The following is a 20,490-nucleotide window of genomic DNA, read 5'->3' on the forward strand; positions in this document are numbered from 1 at the left end:
TCAAAAAAAGCAATATTCTGTTAAAGAGTGTTGCTTTTTTTATTTTGTTTTTTGTTACATTTACAATATTAACAACAAACCAAAACTTTATTTATGGATTCAATAATGATTTACGTGCCCGTGATTATGGCCGTTTTGGGACTGCTTTTTATGGCAGCCAAAAGATCATGGGTTTTGAAACAGGATGCCGGTGATGGCAAGATGAAGGAAATTTCAGATTACATCTATGAAGGTGCCTTGGCCTTCCTTAAAGCAGAATACAGGTTACTTACAATTTTTGTTATTATAGCGAGTGTGGCACTCGCAGGGATAACATTTTTACCGGGAGCTAAAACACATCTCCTTATTGTTATCGCCTTTATCTTTGGGGCTATATTTTCGGCACTGGCAGGAAATATGGGGATGAAGATAGCCACTAAAACAAACGTGCGTACTACACAGGCTGCACGAAGCAGCCTTCCTCAGGCTTTAAAAGTGTCTTTTGGCGGAGGAACTGTAATGGGACTTGGTGTTGCCGGTTTGGCCGTTTTAGGGCTTACCGGTTTTTTTATATTCTTTTTTCACTATTTCATGGACGGTACATGGACTACTGCTGCTGATATGACCGTAGTGCTCGAAACGCTTGCAGGATTTTCACTTGGTGCTGAATCTATTGCATTGTTTGCCCGTGTAGGGGGTGGTATTTACACTAAAGCTGCCGACGTAGGTGCCGACCTTGTAGGTAAGGTTGAGGCCGGAATTCCTGAAGATGATCCCCGTAATCCGGCAACTATTGCCGATAACGTAGGTGATAATGTGGGAGATGTTGCCGGTATGGGAGCCGACCTTTTTGGATCGTATGTAGCAACGGTGTTGGCGGCAATGGTGCTAGGTAATTATGTGTTGAGGGATATACTTGTTGCTAACCCAACATTCACGGATGCATTTGGAGGTATCGGGCCTATATTATTGCCAATGGCAATTGCTGGTTTTGGTATATTGTTTTCTATTGTGGGTACCATGCTGGTTAAGATAAAAGATAATAATGCTAAAGAAGCACAGGTACAGGGCGCTCTTAATGTGGGTAACTGGGTGTCGATCGTACTGGTGGCTATTTCATGTTATTTCCTTGTGCAATACATGCTTCCTCAAATTATGACTATGCAGTTTTATGGAGAAGGCAGTAAAGAAATATCATCTTTAAGAGTTTTTGGAGCCTGTATAGTGGGACTTTTTGTGGGAGGTGTTATTTCTTCAGTTACGGAATATTACACTGGACTTGGTAAAAAACCTATTCTTGCTATTGTGCAAAAATCGAGTACCGGAGCAGGAACCAATATTATTGCCGGACTTGCTACGGGAATGGTATCTACATTCCCAACGGTATTATTATTTGCCGGTGCTATCTGGGGTTCTTATGCTCTTGCAGGATTCTACGGTGTGGCGCTTGCAGCATCTGCCATGATGGCTACTACTGCAATGCAGCTGGCTATTGATGCTTTCGGGCCAATATCAGATAATGCGGGTGGAATTGCCGAGATGAGTGAACTGCCTAAAGAAGTGCGTACACGTACTGATATTTTAGACTCTGTGGGAAATACAACGGCTGCAACAGGTAAAGGTTTTGCAATTGCCTCAGCTGCACTTACATCACTGGCACTGTTTGCCGCTTATGTAACCTTTACAGGTATAGATGGGATCAATATATTTAAAGCGCCTGTATTGGCTATGCTTTTTGTGGGAGGCATGGTTCCTGTAGTGTTTTCTGCTCTTGCGATGAACTCTGTGGGTAAAGCAGCAATGGATATGGTATATGAAGTTAGAAGGCAGTTCAGGGAAATTGCTGGTATTATGGAAGGAACGGGTAAACCTGAATATGGTAAATGTGTCGAAATATCTACAAAAGCAGCCCTAAGAGAGATGATGCTTCCGGGAATACTGACAATCGGTTTCCCAATCGCGATTGCTTTATTGGGAATGCTTATTTATCCGGATAATAACCAACTTGTAGCTGAGATGCTTGGAGGTTATATGGCAGGTGTAACTGTATCAGGTGTGCTTTGGGCGGTGTTTCAGAATAATGCCGGAGGTGCATGGGACAATGCTAAAAAGTCTTTTGAGGCTGGTGTAATGATCAATGGAGAGATGACTTATAAAGGATCAGATGCGCATAAAGCTGCTGTAACAGGTGATACTGTTGGAGATCCTTTCAAGGATACATCAGGCCCATCGATGAATATCCTTATTAAGCTTTCGTGTCTTATTGGGCTTGTTATAGCACCAATATTAGGCAGTCATACAGAAGGTACAGAAATTGTAAACATTCAGGCGGCAACAGTTATTGAGCAGCCTGTAGTTACAGGACAGGAATCGACTACTGAGATTTCTATAGACCGTCAGAAAAATGCTGATGGCAAAGTTACCGCTACAGTAACAATCTCTACCAAAACAAGTAGTGAAGAGGTTAAGACCGAACAAAAAGTTTTTGAAGGTACGGAGGATGAAGTAAATGCTCAGATAGAAGCTGTTAAAAAGAAATAAGCTAAACCTACTATATTTAAATGAAAATGCCCCTCAGTCAAATGAGGGGCATTTTTTATATATGTTATTAAAATAATCCGTTGAGTTCGGCATTGATTCGGTTGATGATCTCACCAAGATCTTCCGGGTTATCTACAAAATTGTTTTTGTCAACATCAATGATCAGTAATTTGCCTTTGTCATAATTCTGAATCCAGGCCTCATAGCGTTCGTTCAGGCGGCTTAAGTATTCGATTGATATGGTATTTTCGTAATCACGACCACGTTTATGGATTTGCTTTACCAGGTTAGGGATCGAACTACGAAGGTAAATCAGCAAATCAGGTGGGCCAACAAAACTTTCCATCATGTCAAACAGTGTTTTATAGTTGTTATAATCACGGTTTGTCATTAGTCCCATAGCATGCAGGTTGGGTGCAAAAATATGCGAGTCTTCATAAATAGTCCTGTCCTGTATGGTGTTTTTTCCGCTTTGGCGAATTTGCATTACCTGGCTAAAACGGGTGTTAAGGAAATATACCTGAAGGTTGAATGACCAACGTTCCATTTGGTGGTAAAAGTCGTCGAGGTAAGGATTGTCTACCACGTCTTCATAATGTGGTTCCCACTTAAAATGTTTAGATAACAGCCCGGTAAGTGTTGTTTTTCCGGCACCAATGTTTCCTGCTACAGCTATATGCATTATTTAGGTAATGTTATTTTATATGTGTTGATTTCGGAGTCTGTAAAAATAGTTAAAATTTGGGCTGCATAATGAAAATTGCGCAAGCTTTTTTCAACTGTTAGTATTGCGGTTTTGCTTTGTTTTTCAAGGTTGTAGAAATATAATTTATTGTCATTTTCATATATCAGCTCATTACCTGATAATATTTGCACCCGGTTAAAATCCGGGACAGCCCCCATGGAGGCCACATTGCCAAAAATATTTACTCTATAACTATTATTATGACTGTCTATCCAGTAAAAGTAATTGTAATCGTTCTGAAAATATTTTATGCTGTCATTAAACGGAGGAGTAATGGTTTTAAAATTACCGGAGGCAAGATCATACAAACCTAATTGTTGCGACGTCATATCATACAACCATAGTTTGTTTTGCGAAGAAAGCCCGGCAGCTTCTGCAATAAGGGGTTGTTGCAGGTCTGAAAAATTAATACGCGATGTTTCGTTGAGTTGGTTGTCGAGCAGGACAACAGTATTGAATTTTCGATAAAACAATACGATCTGTAAAGGGTTTTGTATATCAGCCTTATAAATTTCTCCTAATGAAACGCTTCTGTATTTAAGAGTCTGTTTGTCTTTTGTTTTCCTGAATTCGTTATCTGCAATAGTGTATTCCCATCCAAAGGCATCCATGCCAAGGTAGCGCTGTGTTACTGCTTTTGAATTTGACAGTAGTTTTACAGGGATTTCCAATTCTTGTGCAGTTATGGAATTCCAGCAAATAAAGATGATAATCGGAAGTAGTTTTTTCATTAGTCGAAAAATACAAAAAATAGACAGAATAGCAACCGAAGACCGCGTTAACATTCGTTAACACTAAATAAAACTGGATAACCGTAAATAAAATTGTGCAGGACTAATTTAGCCGTATAAACAAAAAGTAAAATTATGAAAAAACTAGCATTATTTACCGTGTTAAGCCTGGGTGTAATAAACTGCACTTTAGCTCAGGAATTCAGGGGGCAGGCTACATACGCATCGCAGGTGACACTTCCGGAAGGTGTAAGTACAGAAACCCCTCAGATGGATGATGAAACCAATAAGCTTATTGAAGAAGCGTTGGCAAATGCCTTAAACAGGACATACATCCTGAATTTTGATAAAAATGCATCATTATATCAGGAAGAGAAAAAACTAACACCTAATAACCCTTCGATTGCGATAACAATAAGTACAGGTGCAGAAGGAGTTGAGTATAAAAATGTAAAAGAGAAAAAAATGGTAACTGAAACCACACTCTTTGATAAAGAATTCCTGATTGTTGATAACCTTCAAAAATTTGACTGGAAATTAGAAAAAGAAACTAAAAAAATAGGAAACTATACTTGTTATAAAGCCGTTGCCGTTTTAAAATCTGCTGAAGAATCTGAAGAGGAAAAAGCCGATAAAACGGTATTCTTAGGGCAGCCTAAAGACACCAAAATTATTGCATGGTACGCTCCTGAAATTCCGGTAAGTCATGGGCCGGGTGCCTATTGGGGTTTGCCGGGGCTTATTCTTGAAGTAAATGACGGTATAACCACGCTTTTGTGCTCAAAAATCGTTTTAAATTCTAAAGATAAGACCGAGATTAAAGCACCTAAAAAAGGTAAAAAAGTTTCGGCTGCAGAGTACAGGAAAATAGAAGAAGAAAAAGCCAAAGAGTTTGAGCAACAGCATGAGCAGGATGGTAACAGCATAATAATTAATATGGGGGGATAAGTTTTAAGAAAAAAAATGGTTGTCCCCGGTAACAAAAAGGGTTTGAGGTAGTCTTATCAGTAAAGACATAATCCATATCATGAAAAAAATATTCTTTACCCTTTTTGTTGCCATTTTTTCTATGCTTAGCATAAATGCCCAAAATTTTCAGGGAATGGCTATCTATGAGTCTAAAACAAGTATTGGAGATAAAATGCCAAAATTTGATGACAAGCAAATTCCGCCCGATATGCAAAAAATGATTGAGGAACGCATGAAGGCAATGTTCGAAAAAACCTTTGTTCTGAATTTTGATAAAACGGCTTCTATTTATGCTGAAGAGGAAAAGCTTGATGCCGGAGACGAAATGAGCAGAGGCTTTAAAATGATGGGCTCAATGATGGGCGGCGGAGGAAAGCAGTATAAGAACATAAAGGATAAGACGATACTGCAGGAAAAAGAGATTTTTGGGAAAGAATTTCTGGTTTCGGATACGTTACCACAAATCAAGTGGACTATGGGTACTGAAACTAAAAAAATAGGAGAGTATACCTGTTATAAAGCTACTGCTGTAGTGCCTACTGATAAATCGAACATGATGAACTACCGTCCTAAAAAAGGACAGGAAGAAAAACTTAAGAACTTAAAGCAGGAAGACGCCCAGAAAACCAACTTTATGGATATGGTCGAAATGCCTAAGGACAAAACAATAACAGCATGGTATACGCCAGAGGTACCTGTAAGCCAGGGACCTGAAAATTACTACGGACTTCCGGGGCTTATCCTTGAAGTGACCGATGGTGTAACTACAATACTTTGCTCTAAAGTAGTGCTGAATCCTAAAGAAAAAGCCGAAATAAAACCGCTGAAAAAAGGCGAGAAGGTTACTCAGGCTGAATTTGCCGATATCATGATGAAAAAGATGAAGGAACTTCAGGAAATGGGAGGTCCGGGAGGCAGACCTGGTGGTATGAGAATCGGCGGATAATCAATTTCCGGATGATTGATTTTTATGACAACTTTTAGTTGTTTGGGCGTAGCTATGTCCAAAAAGCACAAACCAAAAAACATCACACAATGAAAAAGTATCTTACCGCATTGCTTTTACTTATTACGGTTTCAGCATTTGCACAAAATATCCGCATGCAGGGAACAATCAAAGATTCTACCGGCGTGGCGCTTGAGATGGCCAATGTTATGGCTGTAAATAAGGTAACTAACAGCATGGATTCTTACGGTATTACTGACGAGGCAGGAAGGTATCAGCTGTCTTTGGCGGCTAACAGTACCTATATCATAAAAGCAAGTTATATTGGCTATGTTCCGTTTGAAATTACGGTTACTACGGGAGCGGAAAATATGATTAAGAACATCGTTCTTAAACAGGGTATAGAACTTAGTGGTATTGAAATTGTACACGAAATGCCCGTAACCATAAAAGGTGATACCATTGTATATAATTCAGATTCATTTACGAATGGCAGTGAACGGAAACTCGGCGATGTTTTGAAAAAACTTCCGGGAGTTGTGGTTGACAAGGATGGCGGTGTTACTGTAGAAGGGAAAGAGGTATCTAAGCTAATGGTTGAAGGTAAAGACTTTTTTGATGGTGATACTAAACTTGGAGTACAGAATATTCCTGCTGACGCTATAAGCAAGGTTGAGGTACTGCGAAATTATAATGAGATAAGCCAGCTTAAAGGGGTTGAAAACAATCAGGATAATGTAGCAATGAACATTAAATTAAAAGAGGGTAAAAAGAACTTTTGGTTTGGTGATGTGAGTGCAGGAGCAAGTATTGGCGATGGCGATCGTTATCTGGTAAACCCTAAACTGTTTTATTACAATCCTAAGTTTAGCTTCAATTTTATTGGAAACCTCAATAATAATGGAGAACTGCCGCTTACTATGCAGGATTATTTTAAATTCTCTGGAGGTTTTAGAAACCTTATGAAAAAAGGAGGAACAACCTTTAATATTGGTTCTAACGATTTGGGTCTTTCGCTTATGCGTAATAATCGGGCTAAGGAGATCGAAACCAAATTTGGTGCGGCAAACTTTAGTTATAACCCTACCAAAACATGGTCGCTGAGTGGTTTTGCCATAATTAACTCCAACAAAACGGAGATGGATACCAAAACCAGAAATACATTGCTTGATCCTCTTACAGGAGAGCCACAAACCATTCAGGATACAGAAGAGGTTACAGAGCAAAAGACAGATTATGCTATGGCCAAACTGAGTTCGAGCTTTAAGCCAAATAAAAATTTCCAGTTTGATTATGATGCTTTCATGAAAACCTCAGAACAAACTGAGGGGAGCGGACTTATATCATCAGTAATGCCGGAAACATCCCAATCACAGTCGATTTATACCAATAAAAAACAAAAACCTTTCTCGTTCAATCAAAACGCAAATATATATTATACGCTGACCGATAAAAATGTCTTTGCTTTCGAAGCGCAGCATTTGTATCAGGAAGAAGATCCTTTATATAATGCTAACCTGGGGAATAATCCTTTTCCGGGAGGTAGCGGTAGTTTATCAGGTTTAGTTTTGGAGCCTGCCAATCGTTATGATATTACTCAAAACCGCTTTATAAAAACGAATAAGGCAGATGCAAAACTGGATTACTATTATTCACTTACACCGAAAAGTATCATCAATGTTACCTTAGGTGACGCCTATTTATATCAGAGTTTTAATTCTTCTCTTTTCCAGCTTCTGGATGATAACACTCAGAATGACCTTGGCCCAACTACTACTAATAATGTTCGTTATGGCTTAAATGATGCATTTGTAGGCCTTCATTACAGGTTTATTACCGGTAAGTTTGAGTTTAATCCCGGAGTAACTGCTCATAGCTATAATATGTACAATGATCAGTTAGGGACAAGGGTAGAGAATAATTTCTTTAGGGTATTGCCGGATGTTTTTGCCCAGTTTCAGATTAAAAAATCGGAGAGGCTTACCTATAACTACTCAATGACTACTGACTTTACCGATGTGTCTGACTTTGCAAGAGGATTGGTGCTTAATAGTTATAAATCGTTGTTTCAGGGTAACAGGAACCTTAAAAACGGATTGTACCAAAACCACTCGCTGAACTATTTTAAATACAATATGTTCAACTTTACTCAGATTTATGGTAATGTTACTTACAATCATAGAATGGATGCTATAAAAAGCCTTTCTTCTTTTGATGGTATAAACCAGATAAGCACGGTAGAGAATTCTCCGTTTGCAGATGAGTCGCTTAGTGCTGCTGCAGGATATAACAGAAGTTTTGCCAGATTTTATAAAGCTTCACTTAACGTTAATGTTTCATGGAATAAATTTAATAACTTCAGGTACGATCCGCTAACCGGTTCAGAAGTTACTATCGCAAATTCCATAAGGCAGACAAGTGAACAGTTTTCGCAGACGTATGTTGGAAGTATAGGAACCAATTACAAACAATGGCCAAATCTTGAAGTGGGGTATTCGCTTACTGTGAATGATTATGCGGACAATAAATTTTATAACCATAGTCCATTCGTAAACTTTGATTATTACTTTTGGGATGCCTTTACTGTAACAGCAAACTACGAGTATACCCATTATTACAATGATATCAAGACATCGGATAATGAATATGATTTTCTTAGTGCAGATATTATGTATCGCAAAAAAGACAGTCACTGGGAGTTTAAGGTGGGCGGAACGAACCTGTTAAACACTACATCATTGAATGATGATAGCTTTAGCCAGGTATCTACAAGAACATCTCGCTACAGGGTTCAGCCAAGATATCTCTTACTTACTATAAAATACAACCTATAAAAATTCTTACAAAAAGCTGTCGTTTGACAGCTTTTTTTGCATTTAATCTATATAAAACACATTGCGATTTGATTGTAAGCCTTAATTTTTATTTTTGAATTGGTTTTTTAGCAAATGCCCAATCACAATCTAAAAATTAAAAGCACTTGATGACTGCTATAATGGATAAGTTTATTAAAAGCATACCAATTCTTGTTGCTTTTAGTCTGTCAGTTATAATTTGGCAGGAAGGTGATTCTGACTTCAGTAATGTCACCTCTGCTATAGTATGCGCTTCAGTTGTGGTAATGCTGGCAGCCGTTATCTATATTATTTTAGATTACTTTGAACAGAGCCTTATGCCCGCAGGGAAATATATAGTGCTAATGTTTAGTGCCGGAGTCATAACATTTGCAATACTGTATGCCTGTCTCCAGTATTTTTATACCTAAAAAAAGAAGTGTTATTTTTGTTTAGTTCTGAATAAAAAAAGTCCCATCTGCAAAAGCGAATGGGACTTTTATATTACAAGCTACAGGAGTTATATTCCAAAAGTAGCTTTTACTTTTTCTACATAGTCTAATTTTTCCCATGTAAACAACTCAACAGTTATCTGTTTCTCTTCACCGCTAGGCGATTTAAAGGTTTTGGTAACAGTTTCAGGCTTGCGGCCCATGTGTCCGTAAGCAGCAGTTTCACTGTATATAGGATTTCTAAGTTTAAGGCGTTGCTCGATAAAGTAAGGACGCATATCAAACAATTCTTCTACTTTTTTAGCGATCTCACCATCGGTAAGGCTTAATTTAGAAGTGCCATATGTGTTTATGTAAATACCCATTGGTTTAGCAACACCAATAGCATAAGAAACCTGTACAAGGATTTCATCTGCAACACCTGCTGCTACCAGGTTTTTAGCAATATGGCGTGTTGCATAAGCAGCACTACGGTCTACTTTACTTGGGTCTTTTCCTGAGAAAGCACCACCACCGTGAGCACCTTTACCACCGTAAGTATCTACAATGATTTTTCTTCCTGTAAGTCCTGTATCACCGTGAGGTCCACCGATTACAAATTTACCTGTAGGGTTGATGTGGTACTCGATCTTATCATTGAAAAGATGCGCATACTGAGGATTGTTTTTAATTACCCTTGGTATAAGAATCTCAATAATGTCTTTTTTGATTTTTGCAAGCATTGCAGGCTCGTCAGCAAAATCATCGTGCTGTGTAGAGATAACAATAGCATCAATGCGCACAGGCTTGTTGTTATTGTCATACTCAAGGGTTACCTGAGATTTTGCATCCGGGCGAAGATATGCGATTTCGCTGTTCTCACGACGAAGTGCAGCAAGTTCCTGAAGCAGTTTGTGCGACAGGTTAAGCGCTAAAGGCATATAGTCTTCAGTTTCGTTTGTAGCATAACCAAACATCATACCCTGGTCTCCTGCGCCCTGATCTTCTTTACTGGCACGGTCTACACCCTGGTTAATGTCCTGAGACTGCTCGTGAATAGCACTAAGCACGCCGCAAGAGTTAGCTTCAAACATATACTCGCTCTTAGTGTACCCAATTTTACGGATAACATCACGTGCTATCTGCTGTACATCAAGATATATTTTAGATTTTACCTCACCTGCAAGAATAACCTGTCCTGTAGTAACAAGGGTTTCGCATGCAACTTTAGACTCAGGGTCGAAAGCAAGGAAGTTGTCAATCAGTGCATCTGAAATTTGGTCAGCAATTTTATCAGGATGCCCTTCGCTCACTGATTCTGACGTAAATAAATAAGCCATAGTATTCTCTATAATTTTAGTAGAGTAAAGAGATTGCGATACGGCTAAAAAGTAGGGAGGTCCTGCTTTAGCATTTTTTCATGAGGTCGCAATCAGTCAAATCTTTCCTCTAATTTTATGCCACAAAGGTAAAAACCTAATCTGAATAAAAAAAACTGATTTAGTATTTTAATTTTAGATAGTTACGCAAAACGAAACAGGATCGGGTTTTGATAAAATGTTAAAATCAGCATTGGGCTGAAAAAGTTTAAATATATAATATTTAATACCTTGTTTTCGAAAACGATATATGTTAAAATTTAAAATTTTGTTTGGTCAGGTAAAAAATACTTTCGAAGTTTGTGGTATCAAAATCTGAGAAAAAAATGAAATCAATTATTTGTCATACTTACTTCTTTATGTGGAAAGATTCTGCAGGGGTAACTGTTGACTAATTTTAGATTTAAAATTATATAACACTTAAAGCCCCTGCAACAGCAGGGGCTTTTTTATTACAATATTTTTGAACAATACGATGAAAACATTTTCTAACATATTCAACCATTTTTATTGCACATTCTGTACATGTACATGGTGCATCACATGGTGTATTATGATTTTACGATGTTGCCAAAAGTATTCGACATAGATCTTAGTTTTCAAATTCAAGTGTCAGGTCCTTTTGGTTTTCCCAGCCAAAAGGACCTTTTTTTTTAAAATCCATCTTTTCACAAATTATAAATTTTACAGCTATGAACTCAAATTCCATCAACGTTTTAGGTTACTCAGGTAACAACAGCCAGTTTGTCGTAAAGACATTAAACGCTAACCTTCGCATTAGCGAAAATTCAAAATATCCCGAGTTGGAAGGGCCAAACCCTTACGAATATATCCTTGCAGGTTTTGCAGGCTGTATTAACGCACTTGGGCAACAGGTGGCTAATGAGCAGGGCATTACGTTGAGGTCTTTGCAGATTGAAATAACCGGAAACCTGAACGAGCCTAAAAAAGGGAAGAGCAGGCCGGGGTTTAATAACATAGAAATTACACTTAAGCCTGCTGCGGCCACCAGTTTGGAAACACTGCAGGAATGGCTTAAGGAAGTACAGCGACGAAGCCCGGTTTATGATAATCTGGTGAATAACACCCCGGTAGACGTGACGCTGTTTAAGGAGTATTCCTATAATTAGAACATGAATTGAAACACACCCCCTAGCCCCTCTCAAGAGGGGAACCAGCTTCACTCCAACCTTAGCAACAGTGGCTGCATAAGAGTAAGAGTTCCCCTCTTGAGAGGGGTTAGGGGTGTGTTAGAGGCCAAAAATATAAGTTTTGTTATAAGTTGTTTTTTGTTTGTTTGTTAAGAAAACGGCCTCTGGATGGGCTAGAGGCCGTTTCTTTTTTTTAAAATTAATCTCATGAACCATAAGATAAACATAGTGCTTTTTGGAATCGGTAAGGCCGGGAGTGCTCTCATAAATAAAGCGGTAAAAAGCCGTAAAGAACTTGCCATAGAGGAACAGATAGATATCAGGTTTCCTGTAATTACTAACTCAACAGTAGCGTTTTTTGAGAAAGAAGGTGCTAAATATTCATGGGAAGCGAATTTTATACAGTTCAGTATTCCGTTTAATCTGGAAAACGTTGTGGATTACGTATATGCCAATAACCTGGAAAATGTTGTTGCGGTAGATGCTACCGGAAGTGCTGAGTTTATAAAAGAATATGCCGGACTTGTAAAAAGTGGATTTAACCTGGTATCAATAAATGATAATCTCAAAAATCAGCATCCTGATTTTGAAAGCGAAGTATTACGTACCGCTCTAAACCGCGGTCTCGATTATAATTTTATCGATCTGCCCAAAGGTAATGATAAGGCAGCAGCTCATGAGCTTTTTGAAGCGATACTGGCGATTGCCCAGAAAACAAAGGCTGTAGCATAAGGCAGCCCGTAATTAGATTGGTTTGGTTTTTAAAAAGACAGGTGGTAATGTGCCTGTCTTTTTTATTTTGATATGGAGTAGATCACATTATGCGGAAAGCCTTCATCAATTTCGCCCTCGTTCCAGATGAAACCAATCTTTTTTAAAAGTGCTAATGATTTTTTGTTTTCCCAATGGGTATAGGCGGTAATGGTTTTCAGGTTGAGTTTAGAGAAACCATAGTCCAATACACATTGCAATGCCTCGTTCATATAGCCTTTACCATGATATGCAGGAGATAACTCATAACCCGTTTCGGCAATAGTGCGGTCTTCAGAGAAATTCCACAGGCAGATGAGTCCGATAAAAGTTCCGCTATCTTTAAGGGTAATCGCCCAGTTGATGCTTAGTCCTAAATCTACATTATTGTTTATCCTTGCGATCCATGCCTGAGCTTCGGTAATATCAGCAACAGGAGTGCGTGCAATATATTTGTTTACAACCGGGCTGGAACGTTGCAGGTAAATAGCCTGATCATCATCTGGTGAAATTTTCCTGAGGAGGAGCTTTTCGGTGGTTAGGATAGGAAAGGGGTTGAATGGGTTGGTGGTCATAGGGTTATTTTTACAGTAAGGTTTCGCCAAAAGTGTCATCGTAAAGGTAAAAATATATATTCTCATTATGATTTACACTAATTGATCTTAAGCCTGTTTGTGCTATAAATTCTTTAATGACTGTATTATTCGGTTGGTAATTATTATCAGAAGTTATCTTCAAAGGAAAATTATCTTCATTGGGATTTTTGGTGTGTATATAAACTCCATCTTCAGAGCTATCATTTTCATTAAGAAGGATCCAAATTTGAAATTTATAAGGGTAATCTCTTAATTCTGATTTAAGTTCTATGAATGTTGTAAGCAGTTTATTCAAATAAATCTTTCTTAACTCGGGACTTTTATTTCCTTCACCGTCAAAATCTATATGAGTGTGCCATAAGTCAAACCAGCTATTATTTCCTCCTGTAAAATCCAGTTTAGGTTTCATTGTTGTTTAGATAATTGGAATCTGTCCTACGAAAATAAAACAAATTTGCAAACCACAAATTTATGTTGTTTCTTTGCAGTGTTCTTTAACACACTGATATGTTATCACGAAAGGCAGAGGGAATAGACCCGATGAAGCCTTAGCAACCCTTTATCTCTAAAGAAGGTGCTAAATTCTACCAAGCTACAGCGCGGATAGATAACACACGTAATATTGCTCTTCGCAATATTCCAACTCCCAATTTTGATGACATAATTTAAGTACAACGGTAATGAACGCAGGATTCATAACCCTGAGGTCGTTTGCTGTTTTGTTATGGGATTTTTTCAAGGTGCTCAGAAGTAACTCTGAACGCCAAACCATAAACCCGAAACTGTAAAAATGTCAAAAATACAAGACGCCATAAATGAAAGGATACTCGTGCTCGACGGAGCTATGGGCACCATGCTGCAGCGCTATAATTTTTCGGAAGAAGATTTTCGCGGAGAGCGTTTCAAAGATTTTCCACACCCCTTAAAAGGTAATAACGACCTGTTGTCGCTTACGCAGCCACAGGCTATTCGCGATGTGCATGCCCAATATTTTGCGGCAGGTGCCGATATTGTAGAGACCAATACGTTTTCGGGAACTACTATCGGTATGGCAGATTACCATATGGAAGATCTGGTGTATGAACTGAATTATGAGTCGGCTCGCATAGCCCGCGAGGTAGCTGATGAGTTTACGGCAAAGGAGCCTCATAAGCCCCGTTTTGTTGCAGGTTCTATAGGTCCGACTAACCGTACAGCCAGTATGAGCCCCGACGTAAACGATCCGGGTTTCCGTGCTGTGACCTTTGATGATTTGCTGATTGCTTACAAAGAGCAGGTAAAAGCACTTATTGATGGCGGTTGTGATGTGCTTTTGGTTGAAACCATTTTTGATACGCTGAATGCCAAAGCAGCTCTTTTTGCTATAGAAGAAGTAAAAGATGAATTAGGTCTGGATATTCCTATTATGGTGAGCGGTACGATTACCGATGCTTCAGGTCGCACGCTTTCTGGGCAAACGGTTGAGGCTTTCCTTATATCCATATCGCATTTACCATTATTGAGTGTTGGTTTTAACTGCGCCCTTGGTGCTGACCAGTTGAAACCTTACCTGAAAAGACTGGCGCATAATACTTCGTTCAGTATTTCGGCACACCCTAATGCGGGACTGCCCAATGCCTTTGGCCAGTACGACCAAACCGCTGAAGAAATGCAGGTACTCATTAAAGAATACCTTGACGATAACCTTATCAATATCATTGGCGGATGCTGTGGCACTACGCCGGAACATATCCGTCTTATAGCAGAGGTAGCCTCTGAATACAAACCCCGAAAAAGTGAGATTGCTGTATAAATGAAAGTGACTGAAAGATATTTGAAACTCTCGGGATTAGAGCCACTTATTGTTACACCTGAGAGCAACTTTGTGAATATAGGCGAGCGTACAAACGTTACGGGTTCGCGAAAATTCCTCCGTCTTATTAAAGAAGAGAAATATGAGGAGGCTCTTGATATTGCCCGTGCACAGGTAGATGGTGGTGCCCAGATCATCGATATCAATATGGACGAGGGGATGCTGGATGGCGTGCATGCCATGACTACGTTCCTGAATCTCATCGCATCTGAGCCGGATATTGCCCGTGTTCCTGTGATGATCGATAGCTCTAAATGGGAAATTATCGAGGCAGGGCTTAAAGTTACGCAGGGTAAGAGTGTGGTAAATTCCATCAGCCTTAAAGAGGGTGAGGAATTATTTATAGCTCATGCTAAAAAAGTAAAACGTTATGGTGCTGCCGTAATTGTTATGGCCTTTGATGAGGTAGGTCAGGCAGACACTTATGAAAGACGTATCGAGATATGCAAACGATCGTATGATATACTGGTTGATAAAGTAGGCTTTGCGCCCGAGGATATCATTTTTGACCCGAATATATTTCCTGTGGCAACAGGTATGGAAGAACACCGCAAAAATGCACTCGACTTTTTCCTTGCTGCCAAATGGATTCGTGAAAACCTGCCGTATGCCCACGTGAGTGGGGGAGTGAGCAATGTTTCATTCTCTTTTCGTGGTAATGATAAGGTAAGGGAAGCGATGCACTCGGCGTTTTTATATCATGCCATTGCGCACGGTATGGATATGGGTATCGTTAATCCGGAAATGCTTGAGATCTACGACGAGATTCCGAAAGACCTTCTGGAGCATATCGAAGATGTATTGCTTGACCGACGTGATGATGCTACCGAACGTCTTTTGGCATTTGCCGAAAATGTAACCGGAGATGCTAAGGTAAATGAAAAGCAGGCTCAGGAATGGCGTTCGCTTCCGGTACAGGAAAGGCTTACGCATGCGCTTGTAAAAGGCCTTGACGAATTCATCGAGATCGATGTTGAGGAGGCAAGACAGCAGGCATCAAAACCTATTGAGGTTATTGAGATCAACCTGATGAATGGTATGAATGTAGTGGGTGACCTTTTCGGAAGCGGAAAAATGTTCCTGCCACAGGTGGTAAAATCGGCACGTGTAATGAAAAAAGCGGTAGCCTATCTGCTTCCGTTTATTGAAGAAGCAAAAAGACAAGCCCCCTCCGCCCCCAAAGGGGGAACTCCCAAGCAGGACGTCAAAGGAGAACTCTATTGGAAAACGGCTAATCCTGTTAATTACGGACTCTTAAAAGAGTTTTGTAAAACAATGAGGAATATACCCACTGAAGCTGAAAAAGTTTTATGGGAGGCGTTAAGCGGTAAGAAGCTTGAAGGATATAAATTTAGAAGGCAACATATTTTAGGTAATTATATCGCCGATTTTATTTGTCTTAAAGAAAATATCATTATTGAGGTTGATGGATTAATTCATCAATTACCTGATAATATTGCGAGCGATATTGAAAGAACAAAATGGCTTGAAGAACAAGGCTGCAGAGTTATAAGGTTTACAAATGATGAGGTTATATACAGGCTAAATGAAGTATTGGATAAAATAGTGTCCGAGTTAGCTGCAAACAAATTAACGGCTGAGTTGCAAGCTCCCCCTTCGGGGGCGGGGGGGGCTGGAAAAGTACTTATGGCAACCGTTAAAGGGGACGTTCACGATATTGGTAAAAATATAGTTGCAGTAGTTTTAGGCTGTAACAATTTTGAGATAATTGACCTTGGCGTAATGGTACCACCGGAAAGAATCATTGAAGTGGCAGTTAAGGAGCAGGTGGATATTATTGGTCTTAGCGGACTGATCACGCCTTCACTTGATGAGATGGTGTACCTGGCTAAGGAAATGGATAAGCTGAATATCAGTATTCCGATAATGATAGGTGGGGCAACCACTTCACGTGCACATACTGCCGTTAAGATCGCTCCTGAATACCGCGAAACCGTGGTGCATGTTAACGATGCGTCGCGTGCGGTAACTGTTGCAGGTAATTTACTGAATACTGCCACTAAAAGGGATTATTCAAAGAGTATACGTGAGGAATACGACAAGCTTCGTGAAGGGTATCTGAACCGCTCACGCGACAAGGACTTTCTGAGTATTGAAGATGCACGCCGAAATAAGCTGCAACTGGACTGGGATGCGTTTACTCCGGTAACGCCTAAGTTTACAGGAGTAGCGACAATTGAACCCCATCCGTCGGAACTGGTTGATTTTATCGACTGGACACCTTTCTTCCAAACTTGGGATTTGCACGGTAAATATCCCGCGATACTGAATGACGAGGTTGTGGGCGAACAGGCTAAGGTGTTATTTGCCGATGCACAAAAAATGCTGAAGCAAATGATTGACGAGAACTGGCTTGAAGCAAAAGGTATTTATGGAGTTTTCCCGGCGCAGCAGGTAAATGATGACGACATTCAGTTGTATGATGAGAATGGAAAGCCTAATGTAAAATTCTTAACACTAAGACAGCAGTCGCAAAAGACAAAAGGTGCGCCTAATATTGCACTTTCTGACTTTATTGCGCCAAAAGACACTGGTAAGACCGATTATATGGGTGCCTTTTGTGTAACTACCGGTTTTGGTGTGGATGAAAAAGCTGCTGAATTTGAAGCGGAACATGACGATTACAACGCTATCATGGTTAAGGCACTCGCTGATCGTCTGGCTGAGGCATTTGCCGAATACTTGCACTTAAAAATGCGTAAGGAAATTTGGGGTTATGCATCGGATGAGGCGCTTAGCAATGATGAACTGATTAAGGAACAGTATGAAGGTATACGTCCGGCACCGGGCTATCCTGCCTGTCCGGACCATTTAGAGAAAAAGACCATCTGGCAACTGCTGGATGTAGAGAATAAAATAGGTGTATCACTAACCGAAAGCCTTGCCATGTGGCCGGCTTCATCGGTATCAGGATATTATTTTGCGAATCCGAAGAGTAAATATTTTGGACTTGGTAAAATAAAAGAAGACCAGGTTGTTGATTACGCCAAACGAAGAAATATAAGTACAGACGAAGCCACAAAATGGCTCAATCCTAACATAGCAGATTAGTTGTCGGGTGATGGTTGTCAGTTGCTGGATTTGCAGGATTTTATAACCACACCTGATTTTTGGATTTAAAATTTAGTATAGCTGATTAATTGTTGCCGATTGATTAAAGTAATTGCCGGATAGAGAAGCTGCCGACAACCATCAACCGCCAACCAACAACAAAATAATGAAAGTAACAGAGCACATAGAGAATGCCAATGGCAAACCACTTTTTTCTTTTGAGATACTGCCTCCGCTAAAGGGACAGAACATCCAGTCTATTTTTGACAGTATTGATCCGCTGATGGAGTTCAATCCACCGTTTATAGATGTGACCTATCACAGGGAAGAGTACGAATTTAAAGAACTGCCAAGCGGACTGCTGGAAAAGAAAATCGTAAAGAAACGTCCGGGTACGGTAGGTATCTGCTCGGCGATACAGAATAAGTATCAGGTAGATGCTATTCCGCATATACTATGCGGTGGTTTTACCAAAGAAGATACAGAGAACTTCCTTATTGATCTTGACTTTTTGGGAATTGAAAATGTAGTAGCGCTGAGAGGTGATGCTGTAAAGAGTGAAATTTATTTCAAGCCGGAAAAAGAAGGTAATCATTACGCAACGGAATTGGTTACACAAATTTCTGATCTCAATAGAGGTATTTACCTTGATGCTGATTTACAAAATACATCGGCGACGAATTTTTGTATTGGTGTGGCGGGCTATCCGGAGAAACATATGGAGGCACCAAGCCTTGACAGTGATATACACTTCCTGAAACAGAAGATAAAGAACGGAGCATCTTACATTGTTACGCAGATGTTCTTTGATAATCAGAAATTCTTTGATTTTGTGGCTAAATGCCGTAAGGAAGGAATTACTGTGCCTATCATTCCGGGACTAAAGCCTATTGCAACTAAGAAGCAACTGAACCTTATTCCGCACCGCTTTAAGGTAGATTTGCCGGATGATCTTATTATGGCTGTGGTGAAAGCAAAAGATAACGATGCTGTACGACAGATAGGAATTGAGTGGTGTACCGAGCAAAGTAAGGAACTGGTAAAAGCCGGAATTCCTGTACTGCACTATTACTCTATGGGTAAAGCTGAAAATGTAAAAGCTATCGCATCAGCGATATTTTAGATAATTGTTTGTTTGTTGTTTGTATAAGAAAGCCCGGCGTTAGCGTTGGGCTTTTTTATTATTGCCAAGGTAATCTGTCAGCATTTAGTATTACACAAATAAACATTGATAACATGAAAGGGAACATGAAAAAGAGTAAATATGCTAATGTTGTACTTTGATCAATGAATTCATATTTGCCAGTATACTTTGCAAGAATCTCTTTTCTCTTAGTTGGTCTGAAATAATAGATATAATCATAAATAAATAACAAGCCACTAAAAATAATAGTTATAATTACTTTAGTACTTTGTTCAATTGAATCAAAAGGGAATAACCAATTGATAATTGATAAAGGCATTGCAATAAAGACAACTATTTGAAAAAACAGGAATAACAAATCAGACCTACGTCTAAAGTTCCTTGACTCTTTATAATAAATATAGTAAAGTAATTTCACCTTTACTTCTTTTTCGTCATTTCTCTAAACACCGTTTCTAGGTTTTTGCTCTTAAGTGATAACTGAAGCGTTTTCAAGTTGTTAGCCTGAGCAAAGTCAAATACTGCAGGGCGCATATCGTTATCAGACTCAAAAGTAAGTTCCCAAACGTTACCTTTAGTATTAATAGCCGACGAGAGGTTTGAAAGGCTTTCAAGTGAAGATTTGTTTACAGCTTGGTCAAATTCCACCTCGATAACCTGAGCTTCTTTGTGATCTTTTACAAGATTGCCTATTTCTTTATCGGTAACGATCTTTCCGTGGTTGATGATGATAACCCTGTCACAAATGGCCTCGACTTCCTGCATGATGTGCGTAGAAAGGAAAACGGTTTTGTCTTTACCAATGTTCTTAATAAGATCGCGTATCTCTACAATCTGGTTAGGGTCAAGTCCGGTAGTAGGCTCATCGAGGATAAGTACTTCGGGATTATGCAGTAATGCAGATGCAAGACCAACACGCTGGCGGTATCCTTTAGAAAGTGCACCGATCTTTTTATGAGCTTCAGGCGTAAGGCCTGTTAACTGGATAACCTCTTCAATGCGTGATTTGTTTACTTTATAAACATCAGCATTGAATTCAAGGTACTCCCTTACGTATAAATCTAAGTATAACGGATTGTGTTCCGGAAGGTAACCAACCGATTTTTGCACCGCTTTTTCTTCTGTAGCTACGTCAGATCCGTTTACCAGTGCTGTGCCGCTATCGGCATTAAGATAAGTGGTCAGGATTTTCATTAGGGTAGACTTTCCGGCACCATTTGGCCCCAGGAAACCTACAATTTCTCCTTTGTTTACAGAAAATGAAACAGCATCAAGCGCTTTTTGTTCGCCGTAGCTCTTAGAAATATCCTTTACCTCGATTGACATAGCCTTTGAATTTGAAACAAAAGTAGTAAGAAAACATTAAATTT

General features: G+C 39.4%; 16 protein-coding genes and 1 riboswitch. Of the genes, 10 read left to right on the forward strand and 6 right to left on the reverse strand.

The window, feature by feature from the left end:
- The first annotated feature begins 93 nt into the window (after nucleotides 1-93).
- A complete protein-coding gene (locus ACFSR3_RS07535) occupies nucleotides 94-2,520 on the forward strand; it encodes a sodium-translocating pyrophosphatase (protein ID WP_379820410.1) in 2,427 nt (808 codons plus the stop codon).
- Between the two features lie 67 nt (nucleotides 2,521-2,587).
- Here ACFSR3_RS07535 and ACFSR3_RS07540 read toward each other — a convergent pair whose 3' ends face one another.
- Both ACFSR3_RS07540 and ACFSR3_RS07545 read right to left on the reverse strand, forming a co-directional pair.
- Nucleotides 2,588-3,202, reverse strand: coding sequence for a deoxynucleoside kinase (locus ACFSR3_RS07540; RefSeq protein ID WP_114756415.1), 615 nt, complete (start codon nucleotides 3,200-3,202; stop codon nucleotides 2,588-2,590).
- Entirely contained in the window at nucleotides 3,202-3,996 is a 795-nt protein-coding gene (locus ACFSR3_RS07545; protein WP_379820411.1) for a hypothetical protein, read from the reverse strand. The genes ACFSR3_RS07540 and ACFSR3_RS07545 overlap by 1 nt, the downstream gene beginning before the upstream one ends.
- Before the next feature lie 135 nt (nucleotides 3,997-4,131).
- Here ACFSR3_RS07545 and ACFSR3_RS07550 point away from each other — a divergent pair, with 135 nt between their 5' ends.
- The 4 genes from ACFSR3_RS07550 (at nucleotide 4,132) to ACFSR3_RS07565 (ending at nucleotide 9,176) form a co-directional block, all read left to right on the forward strand.
- The gene (locus tag ACFSR3_RS07550; protein ID WP_379820412.1) at nucleotides 4,132-4,944 is read left to right on the forward strand and encodes a GLPGLI family protein; all 813 of its coding nucleotides are present in this window, start codon (nucleotides 4,132-4,134) and stop codon (nucleotides 4,942-4,944) included.
- Between the two features lie 79 nt (nucleotides 4,945-5,023).
- Nucleotides 5,024-5,911 carry a GLPGLI family protein gene (locus ACFSR3_RS07555; RefSeq protein ID WP_114756418.1) on the forward strand — a complete coding sequence of 296 codons (888 nt, stop codon included), beginning with the start codon at nucleotides 5,024-5,026 and terminating at the stop codon, nucleotides 5,909-5,911.
- 89 nt (nucleotides 5,912-6,000) lie between these two features.
- Nucleotides 6,001-8,745 (forward strand): carboxypeptidase regulatory-like domain-containing protein, encoded by a 2,745-nt coding sequence (locus ACFSR3_RS07560; protein WP_379820413.1) that lies wholly within the window; start codon nucleotides 6,001-6,003, stop codon nucleotides 8,743-8,745.
- A gap of 161 nt (nucleotides 8,746-8,906) precedes the next feature.
- Nucleotides 8,907-9,176 carry a hypothetical protein gene (locus tag ACFSR3_RS07565; protein ID WP_379820414.1) on the forward strand — a complete coding sequence of 90 codons (270 nt, stop codon included), beginning with the start codon at nucleotides 8,907-8,909 and terminating at the stop codon, nucleotides 9,174-9,176.
- Nucleotides 9,177-9,265: 89 nt separating this feature from the next.
- On the opposite strand, the gene metK is transcribed toward ACFSR3_RS07565, so the two are convergent.
- Entirely contained in the window at nucleotides 9,266-10,516 is a 1,251-nt protein-coding gene (metK, locus tag ACFSR3_RS07570) for a methionine adenosyltransferase (protein ID WP_379820415.1), read from the reverse strand.
- 731 nt (nucleotides 10,517-11,247) lie between these two features.
- Here metK and ACFSR3_RS07575 point away from each other — a divergent pair.
- Both ACFSR3_RS07575 and ACFSR3_RS07580 read left to right on the forward strand, forming a co-directional pair.
- The gene (locus tag ACFSR3_RS07575; protein WP_379820416.1) at nucleotides 11,248-11,685 is read left to right on the forward strand and encodes an OsmC family protein; all 438 of its coding nucleotides are present in this window, start codon (nucleotides 11,248-11,250) and stop codon (nucleotides 11,683-11,685) included.
- A 228-nt stretch (nucleotides 11,686-11,913) separates the two neighbouring features.
- On the forward strand, nucleotides 11,914-12,438 hold the full coding sequence (locus tag ACFSR3_RS07580; protein WP_379820417.1) for a hypothetical protein: 525 nt from the start codon (nucleotides 11,914-11,916) through the stop codon (nucleotides 12,436-12,438).
- A 62-nt stretch (nucleotides 12,439-12,500) separates the two neighbouring features.
- On the opposite strand, the gene ACFSR3_RS07585 is transcribed toward ACFSR3_RS07580, so the two are convergent.
- Both ACFSR3_RS07585 and ACFSR3_RS07590 read right to left on the reverse strand, forming a co-directional pair.
- Complete coding sequence (locus ACFSR3_RS07585; RefSeq protein WP_379820418.1) at nucleotides 12,501-13,031, reverse strand: GNAT family N-acetyltransferase; 531 nt, start codon at nucleotides 13,029-13,031, stop codon at nucleotides 12,501-12,503.
- Nucleotides 13,032-13,041: 10 nt separating this feature from the next.
- Nucleotides 13,042-13,461: a hypothetical protein gene (locus tag ACFSR3_RS07590; RefSeq protein ID WP_379820419.1), complete on the reverse strand. Its 420-nt coding sequence runs from the start codon at nucleotides 13,459-13,461 to the stop codon at nucleotides 13,042-13,044.
- 98 nt (nucleotides 13,462-13,559) lie between these two features.
- Nucleotides 13,560-13,666: riboswitch (SAM riboswitch) on the forward strand.
- Between the two features lie 176 nt (nucleotides 13,667-13,842).
- On the opposite strand from ACFSR3_RS07590, the gene ACFSR3_RS07595 reads away from it, so the two are divergent.
- The 3 genes from ACFSR3_RS07595 (at nucleotide 13,843) to metF (ending at nucleotide 19,099) form a co-directional block, all read left to right on the forward strand.
- Nucleotides 13,843-14,844: a homocysteine S-methyltransferase family protein gene (locus tag ACFSR3_RS07595; protein ID WP_379820420.1), complete on the forward strand. Its 1,002-nt coding sequence runs from the start codon at nucleotides 13,843-13,845 to the stop codon at nucleotides 14,842-14,844.
- The gene (locus ACFSR3_RS07600) at nucleotides 14,845-17,976 is read left to right on the forward strand and encodes a vitamin B12 dependent-methionine synthase activation domain-containing protein (RefSeq protein ID WP_379820421.1); all 3,132 of its coding nucleotides are present in this window, start codon (nucleotides 14,845-14,847) and stop codon (nucleotides 17,974-17,976) included.
- Nucleotides 17,977-18,142: 166 nt separating this feature from the next.
- Nucleotides 18,143-19,099 carry a methylenetetrahydrofolate reductase [NAD(P)H] gene (gene metF, locus ACFSR3_RS07605; protein ID WP_379820422.1) on the forward strand — a complete coding sequence of 319 codons (957 nt, stop codon included), beginning with the start codon at nucleotides 18,143-18,145 and terminating at the stop codon, nucleotides 19,097-19,099.
- A 441-nt stretch (nucleotides 19,100-19,540) separates the two neighbouring features.
- On the opposite strand, the gene gldA is transcribed toward metF, so the two are convergent.
- Entirely contained in the window at nucleotides 19,541-20,446 is a 906-nt protein-coding gene (gene gldA, locus ACFSR3_RS07610; RefSeq protein ID WP_379820423.1) for a gliding motility-associated ABC transporter ATP-binding subunit GldA, read from the reverse strand.
- Nucleotides 20,447-20,490: the final 44 nt, after the last annotated feature.

This window comes from Flavobacterium suzhouense (assembly GCF_042684765.1).
GTDB lineage: Bacteria > Bacteroidota > Bacteroidia > Flavobacteriales > Flavobacteriaceae > Flavobacterium > Flavobacterium suzhouense.

Excerpts from the sequence above, each read along its gene's own strand:
- ACFSR3_RS07575 (WP_379820416.1), top strand. The coding sequence starts at position 11,248 with ATGAACTCAAATTCCATCAACGTTTTAGGTTACTCAGGTAACAACAGC.
- ACFSR3_RS07560 (WP_379820413.1), top strand. The coding sequence starts at position 6,001 with ATGAAAAAGTATCTTACCGCATTGCTTTTACTTATTACGGTTTCAGCA.
- metK (WP_379820415.1), bottom strand. The coding sequence starts at position 10,516 with ATGGCTTATTTATTTACGTCAGAATCAGTGAGCGAAGGGCATCCTGAT.
- ACFSR3_RS07540 (WP_114756415.1), bottom strand. The coding sequence starts at position 3,202 with ATGCATATAGCTGTAGCAGGAAACATTGGTGCCGGAAAAACAACACTT.
- ACFSR3_RS07550 (WP_379820412.1), top strand. The coding sequence starts at position 4,132 with ATGAAAAAACTAGCATTATTTACCGTGTTAAGCCTGGGTGTAATAAAC.
- ACFSR3_RS07580 (WP_379820417.1), top strand. The coding sequence starts at position 11,914 with ATGAACCATAAGATAAACATAGTGCTTTTTGGAATCGGTAAGGCCGGG.
- gldA (WP_379820423.1), bottom strand. The coding sequence starts at position 20,446 with ATGTCAATCGAGGTAAAGGATATTTCTAAGAGCTACGGCGAACAAAAA.
- ACFSR3_RS07590 (WP_379820419.1), bottom strand. The coding sequence starts at position 13,461 with ATGAAACCTAAACTGGATTTTACAGGAGGAAATAATAGCTGGTTTGAC.
- ACFSR3_RS07585 (WP_379820418.1), bottom strand. The coding sequence starts at position 13,031 with ATGACCACCAACCCATTCAACCCCTTTCCTATCCTAACCACCGAAAAG.
- ACFSR3_RS07595 (WP_379820420.1), top strand. The coding sequence starts at position 13,843 with ATGTCAAAAATACAAGACGCCATAAATGAAAGGATACTCGTGCTCGAC.
- ACFSR3_RS07565 (WP_379820414.1), top strand. The coding sequence starts at position 8,907 with ATGGATAAGTTTATTAAAAGCATACCAATTCTTGTTGCTTTTAGTCTG.
- ACFSR3_RS07600 (WP_379820421.1), top strand. The coding sequence starts at position 14,845 with ATGAAAGTGACTGAAAGATATTTGAAACTCTCGGGATTAGAGCCACTT.
- ACFSR3_RS07555 (WP_114756418.1), top strand. The coding sequence starts at position 5,024 with ATGAAAAAAATATTCTTTACCCTTTTTGTTGCCATTTTTTCTATGCTT.
- ACFSR3_RS07545 (WP_379820411.1), bottom strand. The coding sequence starts at position 3,996 with ATGAAAAAACTACTTCCGATTATCATCTTTATTTGCTGGAATTCCATA.
- metF (WP_379820422.1), top strand. The coding sequence starts at position 18,143 with ATGAAAGTAACAGAGCACATAGAGAATGCCAATGGCAAACCACTTTTT.
- ACFSR3_RS07535 (WP_379820410.1), top strand. The coding sequence starts at position 94 with ATGGATTCAATAATGATTTACGTGCCCGTGATTATGGCCGTTTTGGGA.